At 74.6% G+C, this 13,492-nt stretch carries 12 protein-coding genes; 2 read left to right on the forward strand and 10 right to left on the reverse strand.

Going from position 1 to position 13,492, the window contains the following annotated elements; translation table 11 throughout:
* Positions 1–148: 148 nt before the first annotated feature.
* From ACN6LD_RS01625 to ACN6LD_RS01670, 10 genes are all read right to left on the reverse strand, one after another.
* Positions 149–1,867, reverse strand: a complete 1,719-nt coding sequence (locus tag ACN6LD_RS01625; RefSeq protein WP_445042309.1) for a 3-hydroxyacyl-CoA dehydrogenase family protein — start codon at positions 1,865–1,867, stop codon at positions 149–151.
* 147 nt (positions 1,868–2,014) lie between these two features.
* Positions 2,015–2,980 carry an aldo/keto reductase gene (locus ACN6LD_RS01630; protein ID WP_445042310.1) on the reverse strand — a complete coding sequence of 322 codons (966 nt, stop codon included), beginning with the start codon at positions 2,978–2,980 and terminating at the stop codon, positions 2,015–2,017.
* A gap of 64 nt (positions 2,981–3,044) precedes the next feature.
* Positions 3,045–4,289 carry a beta-ketoacyl-[acyl-carrier-protein] synthase family protein gene (locus tag ACN6LD_RS01635; RefSeq protein WP_319190713.1) on the reverse strand — a complete coding sequence of 415 codons (1,245 nt, stop codon included), beginning with the start codon at positions 4,287–4,289 and terminating at the stop codon, positions 3,045–3,047.
* Positions 4,286–4,549, reverse strand: coding sequence for an acyl carrier protein (locus ACN6LD_RS01640; RefSeq protein ID WP_266723075.1), 264 nt, complete (start codon positions 4,547–4,549; stop codon positions 4,286–4,288). Before ACN6LD_RS01640 ends, ACN6LD_RS01635 begins: the two co-directional genes overlap by 4 nt.
* Before the next feature lie 155 nt (positions 4,550–4,704).
* On the reverse strand, positions 4,705–5,724 hold the full coding sequence (locus ACN6LD_RS01645; RefSeq protein ID WP_445042311.1) for a beta-ketoacyl-ACP synthase III: 1,020 nt from the start codon (positions 5,722–5,724) through the stop codon (positions 4,705–4,707).
* Positions 5,721–7,595, reverse strand: a complete 1,875-nt coding sequence (locus ACN6LD_RS01650; RefSeq protein WP_445042312.1) for an FAD-dependent monooxygenase — start codon at positions 7,593–7,595, stop codon at positions 5,721–5,723. The genes ACN6LD_RS01645 and ACN6LD_RS01650 overlap by 4 nt, the downstream gene beginning before the upstream one ends.
* Positions 7,596–7,697: 102 nt before the next feature.
* A complete protein-coding gene (locus ACN6LD_RS01655) occupies positions 7,698–8,762 on the reverse strand; it encodes a beta-ketoacyl-[acyl-carrier-protein] synthase family protein (protein WP_319190707.1) in 1,065 nt (354 codons plus the stop codon).
* The gene (locus ACN6LD_RS01660) at positions 8,759–9,808 is read right to left on the reverse strand and encodes an AfsA-related hotdog domain-containing protein (RefSeq protein WP_266723083.1); all 1,050 of its coding nucleotides are present in this window, start codon (positions 9,806–9,808) and stop codon (positions 8,759–8,761) included. Before ACN6LD_RS01660 ends, ACN6LD_RS01655 begins: the two co-directional genes overlap by 4 nt.
* A 130-nt stretch (positions 9,809–9,938) precedes the next feature.
* On the reverse strand, positions 9,939–10,172 hold the full coding sequence (locus ACN6LD_RS01665; protein ID WP_445042313.1) for an acyl-CoA carboxylase subunit epsilon: 234 nt from the start codon (positions 10,170–10,172) through the stop codon (positions 9,939–9,941).
* Positions 10,169–11,713 (reverse strand): acyl-CoA carboxylase subunit beta, encoded by a 1,545-nt coding sequence (locus tag ACN6LD_RS01670; RefSeq protein WP_319190720.1) that lies wholly within the window; start codon positions 11,711–11,713, stop codon positions 10,169–10,171. The genes ACN6LD_RS01665 and ACN6LD_RS01670 overlap by 4 nt, the downstream gene beginning before the upstream one ends.
* A gap of 299 nt (positions 11,714–12,012) precedes the next feature.
* Between ACN6LD_RS01670 and ACN6LD_RS01675 the strand changes: the two genes are divergently transcribed.
* Positions 12,013–12,960 carry an ACP S-malonyltransferase gene (locus ACN6LD_RS01675; RefSeq protein WP_445042314.1) on the forward strand — a complete coding sequence of 316 codons (948 nt, stop codon included), beginning with the start codon at positions 12,013–12,015 and terminating at the stop codon, positions 12,958–12,960.
* Between the two features lie 33 nt (positions 12,961–12,993).
* Positions 12,994–13,428 (forward strand): ribosomal maturation YjgA family protein, encoded by a 435-nt coding sequence (locus ACN6LD_RS01680; protein ID WP_445042315.1) that lies wholly within the window; start codon positions 12,994–12,996, stop codon positions 13,426–13,428.
* The last annotated feature ends 64 nt before the right edge of the window (positions 13,429–13,492 follow it).

Genomic DNA, 13,492 nt, shown 5'->3' on the forward strand with positions numbered 1-13,492 from the left:
GCCCTTAAGCCCGGACAAAGCCCCCGGCGCACCCCTCCCAGGCCCCCTCCGAGGCCAGGACCGCGCCCGTCCACCGGCTGCGCGCCGTCGAGAACCTCCACCACCGCCCGGAGCGGTGGGGCCGGGCGGGACGCGGGGAGCGTTGGGATCAGACGGTCGCGGGGACCGGCGCGGCGGCCCGGGAGGCCAGGTAGGTGCGCGCGCCCTTGCCGGGCGTCTTGCGGCCCAGGTGCCCAGCGGCCACCAGCTGCTCCAGCAGCGGGGCCGACCGCGGCGACCGGCAGCGCGGGTCGGCATGGAGACGGCGCTGCACCTCCAGGGCCACATCGGCGCCGACCGTGTCGAGGAGCCGCACCGGACCCAGCGGCTGGCCTCCCACGCTCCGGGCGGCCGCGTCCAGCGCCGCGGTCGTCGTCGCCTCCGCGTCCAGCAGCTCGAGGGCCTGATTCAGATACGGGAAGAGCAGCGCGTTGACGATGAACCCGGCCCGGTCGCCGCAGCGCACGGCCTGCTTGCCGAGCCGTTCGGCCACCGCGCGGGCACGGGCCAGGTTGTGCGCGCTGGTGCCCTTCGCCGCAACCAGTTCCACCAGGCGCATCACCGGGGCCGGGTTGAAGAAGTGCAGGCCCAGCACGTCCGCCGGCCGGCCCGCCGGCTCGGTGCAGTCGGCGACCGACAGGCTGGAGGTGGACGTCGCCAGCAGGGTGCGCGGCGCGCAGACCTCGCCCAGCTCGGCGAACAGCGCTCGCTTGACCTCCAGGTCCTCCACCACGGCCTCGACGACGAGGTCCACCGCGACCAGCACCGAGCGGTCCGCGGTCGCCGTGAAGCAGCTCTCCCCGCCCTCCACGTCGGGGCCCGTGCGCTGCAGCGCGAACTCCACGCGCTCCGCGGCCGCCTGAGCCTTCTCCTCGGTCCTGGCCAGCAGCGTGGTGTCGAAGCCGCCGCGCACGAAGGACTCCGCGATGCCGGTGGCCATCGTCCCGGAGCCGACGACCACCACCCGGCGTCCGGGCGGGGCGGTCGGCTCCGCCGGACGGCCCGGCCCCGGGCCCCGGTCGTGGCGGTGGAAGCCGCGGCCCGTCTTGCGGCCGAGCGCGCCCCGGGCGATCAGCTCGTCGAGCACCGGGGCCGGCGACGCGTGCCCGTCGGACGTCTCGGCGAGGCGGGAGAGCAGGTCGCGGGCCGTGTCCAGGCCGATCGCGTCGAGCACGGCGAGCGGCCCCTCACGCCAGCCGCAGCCGAGCCGCATCGCGGTGTCGACGTCCTCGGCGGTGGCGTACCCGTCGTGGACCATCCACGCGGCCCGGTTCAGCAGGCCGAGCAGCAGACCCGGCGCGAGCGAGCCGGGGCGGTCGACGACCCGGTGCGCGGTGATCCCGGCCGCCGTGAGGATGTGCTCCACCCGCTCGGCGGCGGCGTCCCCGGCGCGGGCGGCTCGGGCGACCTCCACGGCGTCGAGGTCGTCGGCGCGCAGGAAGCGCAGCGCGAACAGGTCGGGGCCCGCGGCCTCCTCGAGGTCGGCGAGGGACGTCGTCAGCGCGGTGGTGAGCACCGGGGTGCCCGGCCGCAGGTGCCGGCGCACCTTGGCCAGCACCAGCCGCTTCAGCGCGGCCGGTTCCGGCACCGCCTCGATGACCAGGTCGGCCGTGGCGACCCCGGCGGGGAAGCGGGTCACGGTGCGGGGGCGCTCGGACGGGCTCAGGTCCCGGACGCGGCCCAGAGCCGCCGGGTCGTCGTCGACGCCGACGACGGTGAGCCCCGCGCCGGCCAGTCGGCGCACCAGGGCCAGTCCGGTGCCGCCCAGACCGACGACGGTGACGGTGTACGGAGACGGCGCGGGGGCGCCGTCCGGCTGATCGGGCATGGTGTGCTCCTGCTTGTCGAGGCGGTCAGGGCGGTCAGGGCGGTCGGGGCGGTCGGGGGTTGCCGAGGGTCGTCCAGCGCGGTCGAGGACGGTCGGAGACCGTCGGCGGGTCCGTCGGCGGGCGCCGGGGCGGGGGCCGGTGCGCCGTCAGTAGCGGCTGCCGGTGGGGGCGGGGGCGGTGTCGAGGTCCCGCAGGTCCTGCGCGGTCAGGCGCAGGGCGGCCGCGGCCAGGTTGTCCGCCAGATAGCGGGGCTGCTTGGTGCCGGGGACGGGGACGACGTGGTCGCCCTGGGCGAGGGTCCAGGCCAGGGCGACCTGGGCGGCGGTCGCGCCGTGCCGGGCGGCCACCTTCTCCACCGTGTGCGTGATGCGCAGGTTGGCGGTGAACGCAGGCCCGGTGAAACGGGGGTTGGCGGCCCGGAAGTCGCCGGCCTCGAAATCGTCCGGCCGGGTGTAGCGGCCGGTGAGGAATCCCCGGCCGAGCGGTGCGAACGGCACGAAGGCGGCGCCGTGCGCGGCGCACCAGCCGGAGATCCCGGTGCCCGGATCGAGCGGTTCGCGGGTCCACAGCGACAGTTCGGACTGCACCGCCGCCACCGGATGGACGCGGTGGGCGACGTCGGCCTGCTCCCGGGTCACCTCCGACAGCCCGAGGTGGCGCACCTTGCCCGCGCGCACCAGTTCGGCCAGCGCGCCCCACGACTCCTCCAGCGGTACGGCGGGATCGACGCGGTGCAGGTAGTACAGGTCGATGACGTCGACGCCGAGCCGGCGCAGGGAGGCGTCCGCCGATCGGCGGATGTGCTCGGGGGAACCGTCGCGGCTCAGTGCGCGGGTGGCCAGGTCGTCCACGACGATGCCGGTCTTGGTAGCCACCACGGCGTCGCCGCGGCGTCCGGCGAGGGCACGGCCGACGAGGGTCTCGTTGTGGCCCTCGCCGTAGGCGTCGGCCGTGTCCAGCAGGACCGGGCCGGCGTCCAGGGCCTGCCGGATCACCGCGACCGACACCGTGTCGTCGCGCTGGGACTCGGCATAGCCCCAGCTCATTCCCATGCACCCGAGGCCGACGGGATGGACGTCGAATCCGGTCGGACCGAGGCTGCGCGTGCTCAAGGGCACGTTCCTTCCTGTGAGGCGGTCGGGCCGGGGCCGGGGTGGTGCGGACACCCCGGCCCCGTCAGGCCGCGGCGGTGAGGACCAGGGCGGCGTTGTGCCCCCCGAACCCCAGGGACGTGCTGGCGGCGACGCTCATCCGCCGGTGCCGGGCCGCTCCGGTGACGACGTCGATGTCGACGTCGATCGCCGGGTCCAGCGATTGCACGTTGGCGGTGGGCGGCACCGCGCCGTGGTAGAGCGCCAGCGCCGTGTACGCCGCCTCGACGGCGCCTGCCGCGGCGAGAGTGTGGCCGGTGACGCCCTTGGTGGAGGAGATCGCCGCGCGGTCGCCGAGCACCGAGTGCAGGGCACGGGCCTCCGTGAGGTCGTTCATCGGGGTGGAGGTGCCGTGCGCGTTGACGTGCTCCACCTCGTCGGGGAGCACGCCGGCGTCGTCCAGGGCGGCCCGCAGCGCCCGGGCCAGGCCCTCGCCCCGCGGGTGCGGGGCGGTGGCGTGGTGCGCGTCGGACGTGGCGCTGAAACCGGCGATGTCCGCATAGCGGCGGGCGCCCCGGGCGGTGGCGTCCGCGCACCGCTCCAGCACCAGGATCGCCGCGCCCTCGCCGGCCACGAAACCGTCCCGGTCCGCCGCGAACGGCCGTGAGGCCGCGCCGGGTTCGTCGGTTCGGCCCGACAACGCGCCCATCCGGGAGAGTCCGTTGAGCGTGCCGGGGCTGATCGCCGACTCGGTGCCGCCGGCCAGGACGACGTCGCACAGTCCGGACAGCAGCCATTCGCGGGCCGTGCCGATCGCGGACGCCCCCGACGCGCACGCGGTCGCGGTGACCAGGCTGGGACCGTGGATGCGCAGATCCATGGCGACGTATCCGGCGACCATGTTGACCATGCTCATGGGGATCATCAGCGCGGACACGTCCTCGGGGGTGCCCTCGGAGTACGTGCGCAGCTGCTTCTCCAGGGTGGCCGCGCCGCCCAGCGAGTTGCCGATGACCACGCCCACCCGGGTGCAGTCCCACGACCCGGTGTCCAGACCGGAGTCGGCGACCGCCTGCCGGGCGCCGACCACGGCGAGCTGGGTGAAGCGGTCCAGCTTCCAGGCGGTGCGCCGGCCCAGCTCGGCCGTCGGGTCGAAGCCGGGAACCCGGCACGAGATGTCGACCTTCTCGCCCTTCAGCTCGGGGTCGGTGGCCCCGGCGGAGACGCCGGACAGCACGCGCCGCCAGTTCTCCGCCACCCCGATGCCGGCCGGGGTGACCAGGCCCATGCCGGTGACCGCGACCCCGCGGCCCCGGGCCACGCCGCTCATGCCTGATCCGCCTTCGCGCGGATCACGCTGACGGCCTCGTCCAGGGTGAAGGCGGACTTCAGCTCGCCCTCCTGAAGGACGATGCCCATTTCCTTGCGCAGGATCAGGCTCAGCTCCACGAGGATCAGGGAGTCGATCTCCAGCTCGTCGAAGGTGGCGCCGGAGAGCAGTTCCGCCTCGTCGAGGCCGAACTTCTCGCTGATCAGGACGGAGACGCGGTGCTTGAGGGACTCCTGGACCTGGATGACGGGAGTGCTCATGGTGGTTTCCTCTCGTGGTTCTTTTCTCGGTGTTGCCGGTTTCGGGGTGTTCTCGGTTTTGTCGGTGTGTTGTGGGGCTGTCGGTGGTGGGGCTGTGGGGTGGTGTGGCCCTGGGGGTTGTCGGTGCGCCGGTGTCTCTCGGCGCGCCGGTGGGGTCAGCCGGCTTCCAGGGCCGGCCAGACCAGCGCGGCCGAGCCCCAGGTGAGGCCGCCGCCGAACCCGGTGAGGAGCACGCGGTGGCCTGGCCGCAGCTCGCCGTCGGCGGCGGCGTCGCGCAGGGCGAGCGGGATCGAGGCGGCCACGGTGTTGCCGACCCGGTCCAGATTGGCCACGATCTGCTTCTCCTCCAGGCCGAGTTGCTCGCCCACGGCGTTGAGGATGCGGATGTTGGCCTGATGCGCCACGACCTTGTCCACCTCGGCGGGCGTCCAGCCGATCCGGTCGAGGAGGGTCTGCGAGGACCGGCTCATGTCCAGCACGGCCCGGGTGAACACCGGGCGGCCGTCCATGGTGAAGAAGTGGTCCCCGTCGTCCGGGGGCCCGGGCGTGGAGCGCTGCCGGGAGCCTCCGGCGCGCACGGTGATCAGGTCGGCGCCCGATCCGTCGCTGCCCAGGTCGAAGCCGAGCAGCGCACCCGGCTCGTCCGCCCCGCCCGCCCGCAGGACCACGGCTCCGGCTCCGTCGCCGAAGATGGCCCGGGTGGTGCGGTCGGCCGGGTCGAGGATGGTCGAGAAGGCGTCCGCCCCGATCACCAGGGCCCGTTCGGCGACCCCCGCGGTGATCATGGAGGTGGCTGTGGCCAGCGCGTACACGAACCCCGTGCACACGGCGGACACGTCGAAGGCGGGCACCGTCCCGAGGCCGAGCCGGTGGGCGACGTCCGGCGCGGTGGCCGGGCACGGCCGGTCCGGCGTGCTGGTGGCCAGCACCACCAAGTCCACTCCGGCCGCGTCCTCCCCGCCGGTCCTGCGGGCCGAGGCGAGGGCGTCCCGGCCGGCCGCCACGGCGAGGTCGGAGGTGGCCTCGCCGGCGGCGACGACATGACGCCGGCCGATCCCGGTCCGGGTGCGGATCCACCGGTCGGAGGTGTCGAGCTGTTCCGCCAGCTCCTCGTTGGAGACGGCCGTCTCCGGCAGGGCGCCGCCGAGACCGCACAGGACCGCGACGCGGCTCATGAGGCCAGCTCCCCCGGCTCGCGGCCGCCCGTACGGTCGGCGTGCGCCGCCAGGGCCGTGACCCGGGCGGCCGGAGCCTGCGGCAGCGCCGCCGCCGCGGCGACCGCGGCGCCGGGCGTGCCCCCGGCGTTCGGCGCACCCACGTCGACCGGCGCATCCGCCTCGACCGGCGCATCCGCCTCGATGGGCGCATCCGCCTCGACCGCCGCGCCCCCGGCGTCAGGCGTGCCCGCCTCGGCCGGCGTGGCCCCTGCGGCAGGCTCAGGGGTGCTTCCCGCCCGGAGGCCGATTCCCGCCCGGAAGCTGCTCCCCGCCCTGCGCAGCGCCGTACGGACCGCTGTCGGCTCGGGCGGGACGATCGCCGCCACATGGCCGTCGGGGCGGACCACGAGGGCCCTGGGGGCGGTGCCGAGCAGGGGGGTGAAACCCGGCCACGCGGAGATGTCCCGGACCGGGACACCGTCGGGGGCGGCCGCCGAGACGGACGCACGGGCGGTCAGCCATGTGGAGTCCTGGCGTTCGCCGGCCCAGAGCAGCAGCGTCAGGCGGGCCGGGTCGATCGAGGGCCAGCGTTCGGCGCCCGGCTGCGGTTCGTCGTGCGCGGCGAACACCGGCAGCCGGTCGCCGACGCGGATCCTGCGGGTCAGCCCCGGCAGGGTGTCGCGCAGGGACTCGGCCGGCCGGTAGCTGACGTCGTGCTGCGCCATCAGCGGGCCGCCGAACCGCTGCAGCACCCCGGTCCGGTGCGCCAGCCGTACGGTGACGTCGCGCAGGGCGAGCTCGTGGCGCCGCTTGAACAGCCCCCAGCCGGTCTGCTTGGCGGTGGTCAGCACGATGCGCTCCGCGGCCAGACGGCGGTCGCTGTCGTAGGTGTCGAGGATGCCCGGTTCGAAGGCGCCCCGGACCACGCCGGCCAGCTTCCAGGCGAGGTTGACGGCGTCCTGGATGCCGGTGTTCATGCCCTGCGCGCCGGCGGCGCTGAACACGTGGGCCGCGTCGCCCGCGAGGAAGACCCGGCCCGCGCGCATGGTCTCGGCCACCCGGCGCCGGGCCCGGAAGATGGTGGACCAGTCGAGCTCGCCGACGACGCCGGGTCGCGGGGAACGCTCGTCGAGGAAGCGCTGGAACAGCTCGGGCGGCGGCCCCTGCTCCCCCCGCCAGTCCGGCACGCTGATGGCGAGCCGGTACTGGCCGTCGCCGAAGGGGGCGATCCCCAGTGCGCCGGAGCGGGAGTAGCAGTACACCAGCGCGTGCTGGTCCAGGTCGCCGGCCACAGGACCGTCGCCGATCGCGAACAGCACGTCGTCGCCGGCGCCCAGCAACTCGATCCCGGCGAAGCGGCGCACCGCGCTGTGCGCGCCGTCCGCGCCGATCACCCAGTCCGCCTCGATGCGCTCGGTGCGCCCGTCGGCCCGCAGCACCTCGGCGACCGGCCGGGGCCCCGAGGTGTCGAGCCCGGTGAGGGAGCCGGACTCGATCTCGCCGCCGTACGCCGCCAGCCGGGTGCGGATCACCTCCTCCGTGGTGTCCTGCGGGACGACCACGCCGAAGGGATAGGGGGTGTCGGTGAGCCGGCTCATCTCGATGGCGCCGAGGTGCCGCTTGTCGGAGTAGTACTGCACCGAGTCCAGCCGGTTGCCCAGCTCGATCAGCGGCTCGGAGGCGCCGATGCGGCCGAGGAGCTCGAGGCTGCGCGGCCAGACCACGCTGGCCCGGGAGTGCTGGGCGGGGCCGGCGGCCGAGTGGTCGACCAGCCGTACCGCGACGCCCTGCGCGAGCAGTTCGGTGGCGAGCACCAGTCCCACGGGGCCGGCGCCCACGACGAGGACGGGACGCCGCTCTCCGGGGTCCTCGCGCTGGGGGAACGCCATGACAGTCCTTTCGACGAAGTTCAGCGACATGCGAAGAGGTTCGGCACGTGCGGTGGGGTGGAGCGGGGTGCACAGCGAAGGGGGCGGGTGACGTCCGCCGGGTCAGGTCCGCCGCACCACGGCGGCGCTCCACGTGAACCCGGCGCCCGCGCTCAGCACGGCCGCGTACGCGCCGCGTTCGAGGCGGTGCGGGCCGCTGTCCGCGGCCAGGGCGGCCAGGTTCGACAGCAGGTCGCCGGCGCCCAGATGGCCCGTGTACTCGCCCAGGTCGGCCGGCGGTGCGTCGGTGACCTCGGCGACGGCGGGGCCGTACACCTCGCGTGCCGTGGCCCGGCCGAGCCGCGGCAGCAGCACGGCGCTCAGCCGCTCCCCGCCGGCGCCGACGCCCGCCTCGGCCAGTGCGGCGGCCAGGACGGCCGTGGTCTCCCGGCGCAGCCGGTCGAGGAAGCGCGGCTTGCCCTGTTCGGCGAGGAACGCCTTCTTGGTCCGGCGGACGTCGACTGCCGCACCGCGGGTGTGCGGCGCCGGGTGGAAGCCGTCGGTGTCCCGGTGGGCGCTCTCCAGTTCCGGCGCCGCACGCGTGCACAGGGCGCGCAGGGAGAGCGCCCCCCTCGGCACGGGCCCGGTGCCGACGACGGCCGCGGTGGCGCCGTCGCCGTACCAGACGCCGTAGTCGCCGCCCCACCGGTCGAAGCCCGGCGGTGCGAAGCGGTCGGCGGTGGTCACCAGGACCGGACCGTCGCCGGGCCGCGCCGCGAGCTGGTGCACCGCGGTGCGCAGGGCGGCGGCCGCGCCGTTGCACATCTGCTGGACGCCGGTCGGGACGGCCTCCAGGGCGCCGATCCCGGCGGCCACGTAGTGGGCCGGCGACCAGAAGTCGTGGCCCTGGTAGTACGTCCAGGCGTGCAGGACGGCGGAGAGGTCCCCGGCGGGCGCCCCGGCCCGGGTCAGGGCGAGCCGGGCGGCGCGCACCGCCATGCGGGGGGCGGACAGCTCGGGGGAGACGGGCAGTTGCCCGTACCCCATGGCGTCCGCCTCCTCGGCGGTGATCCGGCCGGCGGCCAGCGCGTCCACCGTCTTCTCCGCGGTGGGCGGCAGCCACTCGGCGGGCGCGAGCCAGACGCCGTCGGGGGGCATGCCGCCGGCGGCCGTGCCGTCGGGGGTCATATGCACTCCTCGCCGTCGAGCAGCGGGACGCCCGTGGAGGCGGTGGTGGTGTGCATCCGCCCGGAGGCGATGACGTCGCCGTCCTGCTCGAAGTCGATGTGGAAGGTCCGCAGGTCCGGCAGCATCAGGCTGAGGTTGTCCTCGTGCGCGTACGGCTCGGTCTTGCGGATGTGCACCGTCGTGGGCACGTCCAGTTCGGCGTACCGGGTGAAGGAGAACTCGAAGCCGGCGACCGTGCTGCGGCTGACCGAGGCGCCCCACAGGTCGGACACGCCGAGCATGCACAGCTGGCGGGCGGCCTCCATGAGCACCATGCCGGGCACGTGGTCCTGGCCGTGGTCGAACATGCTGCGGTTGTCCAGCGGCACCCGCACGGACGCGGAGGCGTTGTCGCTGCCCACGGTGACGGAGCTGAGGACGACGTTCGCCGGGTCGCTGCGGCCCACCAGGTGCGGGGCGACGTACGCGGTCTGCCGGGGCAGGTCCTGGAACGGCACCAGCGGCCGGCCACGGCCCTGCAGGCGGACCGTGTCGTAGACCTCGGAGGGGATGTAGCCGACGTCCATCCGCACGAAGCCGAGGCAGCGCTGCGCCAGCTTCATGTCGACGCCGAAGGACAGCCGGCGCACATCGCCCGGGGTGCCGCGGCGGTTGCTCGTGCGCACCGAGATGCGCAGCTCGCCCGGCCGCTCCTGCCGCGGGAGGGTCAGCAGCCCCGGCAGCTCCATCGACCAGGACCGCAGCAGGAACTTGCTGCTGCGCGAGACCCCTGCGTACTCGTGGCCGCCGTAGGTCTCGGCCTGCCGGCAGCACTCCAGCAGCAGCATCGGGTCAGGGGTGCCGAGCCGCGAGGTGTGCTCGGTGTAGTAAGCGTGCAGCGGGGGCAGTTGGGCGGCCGCGAGATATTCCTCCTCACCGGTTTTGCGGGCGTCGGTGAGGAACACCTCGGAAAGCGCCCAGCGGTGCAGCAGGGAACGGTCCACGGTGCGCATGAATTCGAGGTTGGCGGCACCCGGCAGGCAGGTCTTCTTTTCTTCAGAGGTCATTTCCTTCGTCCTCCTGATGCGGCGCGAGTGGGGGTCGATTCCCTTTTCTCTCGCGTGATTTCATTGTCGAGGGGGGTGGCAAAGCGCTCACTAAAAGCGGACTCAAAGGGCGGGCGCCGCAAGCCGGCGCTCAGCCCACCCAGGCGAGCGGGCCGCGGTAGCCGTGGCCGGCCCGGTCCCAGTTCGCGCGGGCGGCGGCGGGCTCGGCCGCGTCGCCGGCGCCGCTCTCGGCGCGCGCCCGCAGCACGGTCAGCACGCAGGCCAGCGCGGCCAGTTCGGCGGGGTCGGGGTTGCCGCGGACGACACGGAACGCGGCCTCGCGCAGCGCGTCGGACGGCGACGGCACGCCGGGCTCGGCGCTCACAGCGGGGTGATCCCGTGCTTGCGCTGCGGCAGCGCCCGGTGCTTGGTCCGCAGCATGGCCAGGGAACGCGCCAGCACCGCACGGGTCTCGCCCGGTTCGACGACGTCGTCGACCAGGCCGCGTTCGGCCGCGTAGTACGGGTGCATCAGCTCGGACCGGTACTCCTCGACCATCCGCGCCCGCATCGCCGCGGGGTCGTCGGCGTCGGCGATCTGCCGGCGGAAGATGACGTTCGCGGCGCCCTCGGCGCCCATCACCGCCACCTCGTTGGTGGGCCAGGCGAAGGACAGGTCCGCGCCGACCGACCGGGAGTCCATGACGATGTAGGCGCCGCCGTACGCCTTGCGCAGGATCAGCTGGATGCGGGGCACGGTGGCGTTGCAGTACGCGTACAGCAGCTTCGCGCCGTGCCGGATGATCCCGTTGTGCTCCTGGTCCACGCCGGGCAGGAAGCCGGGCACGTCCAGCATGGTGATCAGCGGGATGTTGAAGGCGTCGCACAGGGAGACGAACCGCGCGGCCTTCTCGCTGGCCTTGATGTCCAGCACCCCGGCGCTGGCGAGGGGCTGGTTGGCGACGATGCCCACCACGTGCCCGTCGATCCGGGAGAGCGCGCACACGACGTTGGGCGCCCAGGTCGGGTGCGTCTCGAAGTACTCGCCGTGGTCGACGATCTCCTCGACGACCTCCCGCACGTCGTAGCCGCGCGAGGGGTCGGCGGGGACGAGGCCGGCGAGCCGGTCGGTGCGCCGGTCCGCCGGATCGTCGCAGGGCAGCACGGGCGCGGACTGCCGGTTGTTGGACGGCAGGTACGACAGCAGGTAGCGCACGTCCTCCAGGCAGCTCGCCTCGTCGTCGTACGCGAACGCGGCCACCCCCGACACCGACGCGTGCACGTCGGCGCCGCCCAGTTCGTCCATGGTCACCTGCTCGCCGGTGACCGCCCGCACGACGTCCGGTCCGGTGATGAACATCTGGGCCACGCCCCGGACCATGAAGGTGAAGTCGGTGAGCGCAGGCGAGTAGGCCGCGCCTCCCGCGCACGGGCCGAGGATCACGCTGATCTGCGGGACGACGCCGGAGGCGCGCGCGTTGCGGCTGAAGATCCCGCCGTACCCGGCGAGCGCGGTCACCCCTTCCTGGATGCGGGCGCCCGCGCCGTCGCAGAGGCTCACCAGCGGGGCGCCGGCCGCCTCCGCGAGGTCCATCAGCTTGTGGATCTTCGCCGCGTGGGACTCGCCGAGCGCCCCGCCGAAGATGCGGAAGTCGTGTGCGTAGACGAAGACCTGACGGCCCTCGACGGCGCCCCACCCGGTGACCACGCCGTCGGTGTGCGGCCTGCGGCGCTCCAGGCCGAAGCCGGTCGCGCGATGCCGGCGCAGCGGCTCCAGCTCGGTGAACGATCCCTCGTCCAGCAGAAGTCCGATGCGCTCGCGGGCGGTGAGCTTGCCTCTCGCGTGCTGCGCCTCGGTGGCCCGCTGTCCTGGGCCCGCGTGCACCTCCGCACGCAGCCGCCGCAGCTCCTCCACCCGCACATGCATGCTGTCGGGCCGCTCGGGTTCCGGCGCGGCAGGCGGCGCCGGGCTGTGCGCCACGGGGTTCTCGACCAGGGTCGTCATGCCTTGTCCTCCCATCCGGACGCCTCTGGAACGAGGCCGCCCGAAAGAAGGGTTCGGGGTCACGGACAATGCCTGACTCAAGCCCTGAAACAGGCGCCGATTCCTTTTCCGGGCCTTGAGCGAAGGGCAGGCCGGGGCGTGAGGAGAACACGGTCCGGAACTTGAGCGGCGTCACCGGACGATGTTTCCGGCCGTTGTCGGAAGCATCGAGAGGGCAGATCATGGTCGCGCACGTTCACGCATTCACCGCCGAGCCGCGGTACGCCGTCCTTTTTCCGGGCCAGGGGGTGCAGCGCCCCGGCATGGGCGAGCCGTGGCGGGCCACGCCGTCCTGGGAACTGGTCGACACCGTCTCCCGGGCCAGCGGGTTCGACGTCGCAGAGCTGCTGCTGACGGCGGATCAGGACACCCTGTCCCGCACCGACCACGCTCAGATCTCGGTGTTCACCGCGTCATTGCTGGCCTGGTCGGAGTTCCGCCGGCACGATCCGTCCGCGCAGGTGGCGGCCGTCGCCGGACACAGCCTCGGGGAGTACTCGGCTCTCGTGGCCGCCGGGGTGCTGACGCCCGCCGACGGCGCCTGGCTGGTGGGCGAGCGGGGCCGGGCCATGGCGGCGGCGGCCCGGCGGCGGCCCGGAGCGATGGCCGCCGTGATGGGCGGCGGCCCGGAGCAGGTCAGGGCCCTGGTGGAGGAGGCCCGCCGGGACGGCGCCGAGCTGTGGGTGGCCAATCACAACAGCCCCCGGCAGACGGTGGTCGCCGGCAGTCGCACGGCCGTGGCGGCCACCGCCGCCCGTGCGGCCGGAGCCGGTCTGCGCTACGCCGTCCTGCCGGTCACCGCCGCCTGCCACAGCCCCTACATGGAGCCGGCCGGCACGGCACTGCGCAGCGCCCTGGAACGGACGCGCTTCGCGGCGGGGTCGATCCCCGTGGTGGCCAACGTCGACGCCCGGGCGCACCGGGGCGGCGACCACTGGCGCGAGCTGTGCGCCCGGCAGCTGGTCAGCCCGGTCCGCTGGGCGGACACCCTGCACGTCCTCCACGAGGAGCTGGACGCCACGGCGTTCCTGGACATCGGTCCCGGCGCCACCCTCGCCGGCCTGGCGAAGCGGACCCTGCCGCAGGTCCCGGCGCCGCGGTTCGCGGTGCCGGCACCGCAGGCGGCCTGACGACCGCACGGCCGTCCGGCAGTATGAGGCCTTGTGACCGGCATCTCGGAGACCCGCGGAGCCGCCGCCGACCCGCCGCGGACCAGGCGGGCGGCGGCCGGCGCCGCGGTCCTGACCCTCGGCGCGGGGCTCGGGCTCCGGGCCGTGGCGGCCGGTGACGTGGCCAAGTACGGCGGGGACGCGCTGTACACCGTCCTGCTGCTCACGCTGATCGTCGCCCTCGCGCCACGGGTGACGCCTCTGACGGCCGCCGGAGGCGCGCTGGCCGCCAGTTGGGCCGTCGAGTTCCTCCAGCTCAGCTCCGTGCCGGCGGACCTCTCCCGGCGCAGCGCCCTCGCCCGTCTGGTGCTCGGCTCCACCTTCAATCCCCCGGACCTGCTCTGGTACGCGGTCGGCGCGCTGGCCGGCTGGGGCGTCCACACCGCGCTGCGCTCCGGCCGCGCGGGCGGAGGTCGCGGGGCAGGCTGAGGCGTCCGGCGTCCGGCGTGCTGCGTCCGGCGAGCGCTGTCCGCCGAGCGGCGTCCGTCCAGCG

The organism is Streptomyces sp. SAS_272 (genome assembly GCF_052543235.1).

Excerpts from the sequence above, each read along its gene's own strand:
- ACN6LD_RS01655 (WP_319190707.1), bottom strand. The coding sequence starts at position 8,762 with ATGACCCCCGACGGCACGGCCGCCGGCGGCATGCCCCCCGACGGCGTC.
- ACN6LD_RS01660 (WP_266723083.1), bottom strand. The coding sequence starts at position 9,808 with ATGACCTCTGAAGAAAAGAAGACCTGCCTGCCGGGTGCCGCCAACCTC.
- ACN6LD_RS01625 (WP_445042309.1), bottom strand. The coding sequence starts at position 1,867 with ATGCCCGATCAGCCGGACGGCGCCCCCGCGCCGTCTCCGTACACCGTC.
- ACN6LD_RS01645 (WP_445042311.1), bottom strand. The coding sequence starts at position 5,724 with ATGAGCCGCGTCGCGGTCCTGTGCGGTCTCGGCGGCGCCCTGCCGGAG.
- ACN6LD_RS01635 (WP_319190713.1), bottom strand. The coding sequence starts at position 4,289 with ATGAGCGGCGTGGCCCGGGGCCGCGGGGTCGCGGTCACCGGCATGGGC.
- ACN6LD_RS01670 (WP_319190720.1), bottom strand. The coding sequence starts at position 11,713 with ATGCATGTGCGGGTGGAGGAGCTGCGGCGGCTGCGTGCGGAGGTGCAC.
- ACN6LD_RS01650 (WP_445042312.1), bottom strand. The coding sequence starts at position 7,595 with ATGGCGTTCCCCCAGCGCGAGGACCCCGGAGAGCGGCGTCCCGTCCTC.
- ACN6LD_RS01675 (WP_445042314.1), top strand. The coding sequence starts at position 12,013 with ATGGTCGCGCACGTTCACGCATTCACCGCCGAGCCGCGGTACGCCGTC.
- ACN6LD_RS01640 (WP_266723075.1), bottom strand. The coding sequence starts at position 4,549 with ATGAGCACTCCCGTCATCCAGGTCCAGGAGTCCCTCAAGCACCGCGTC.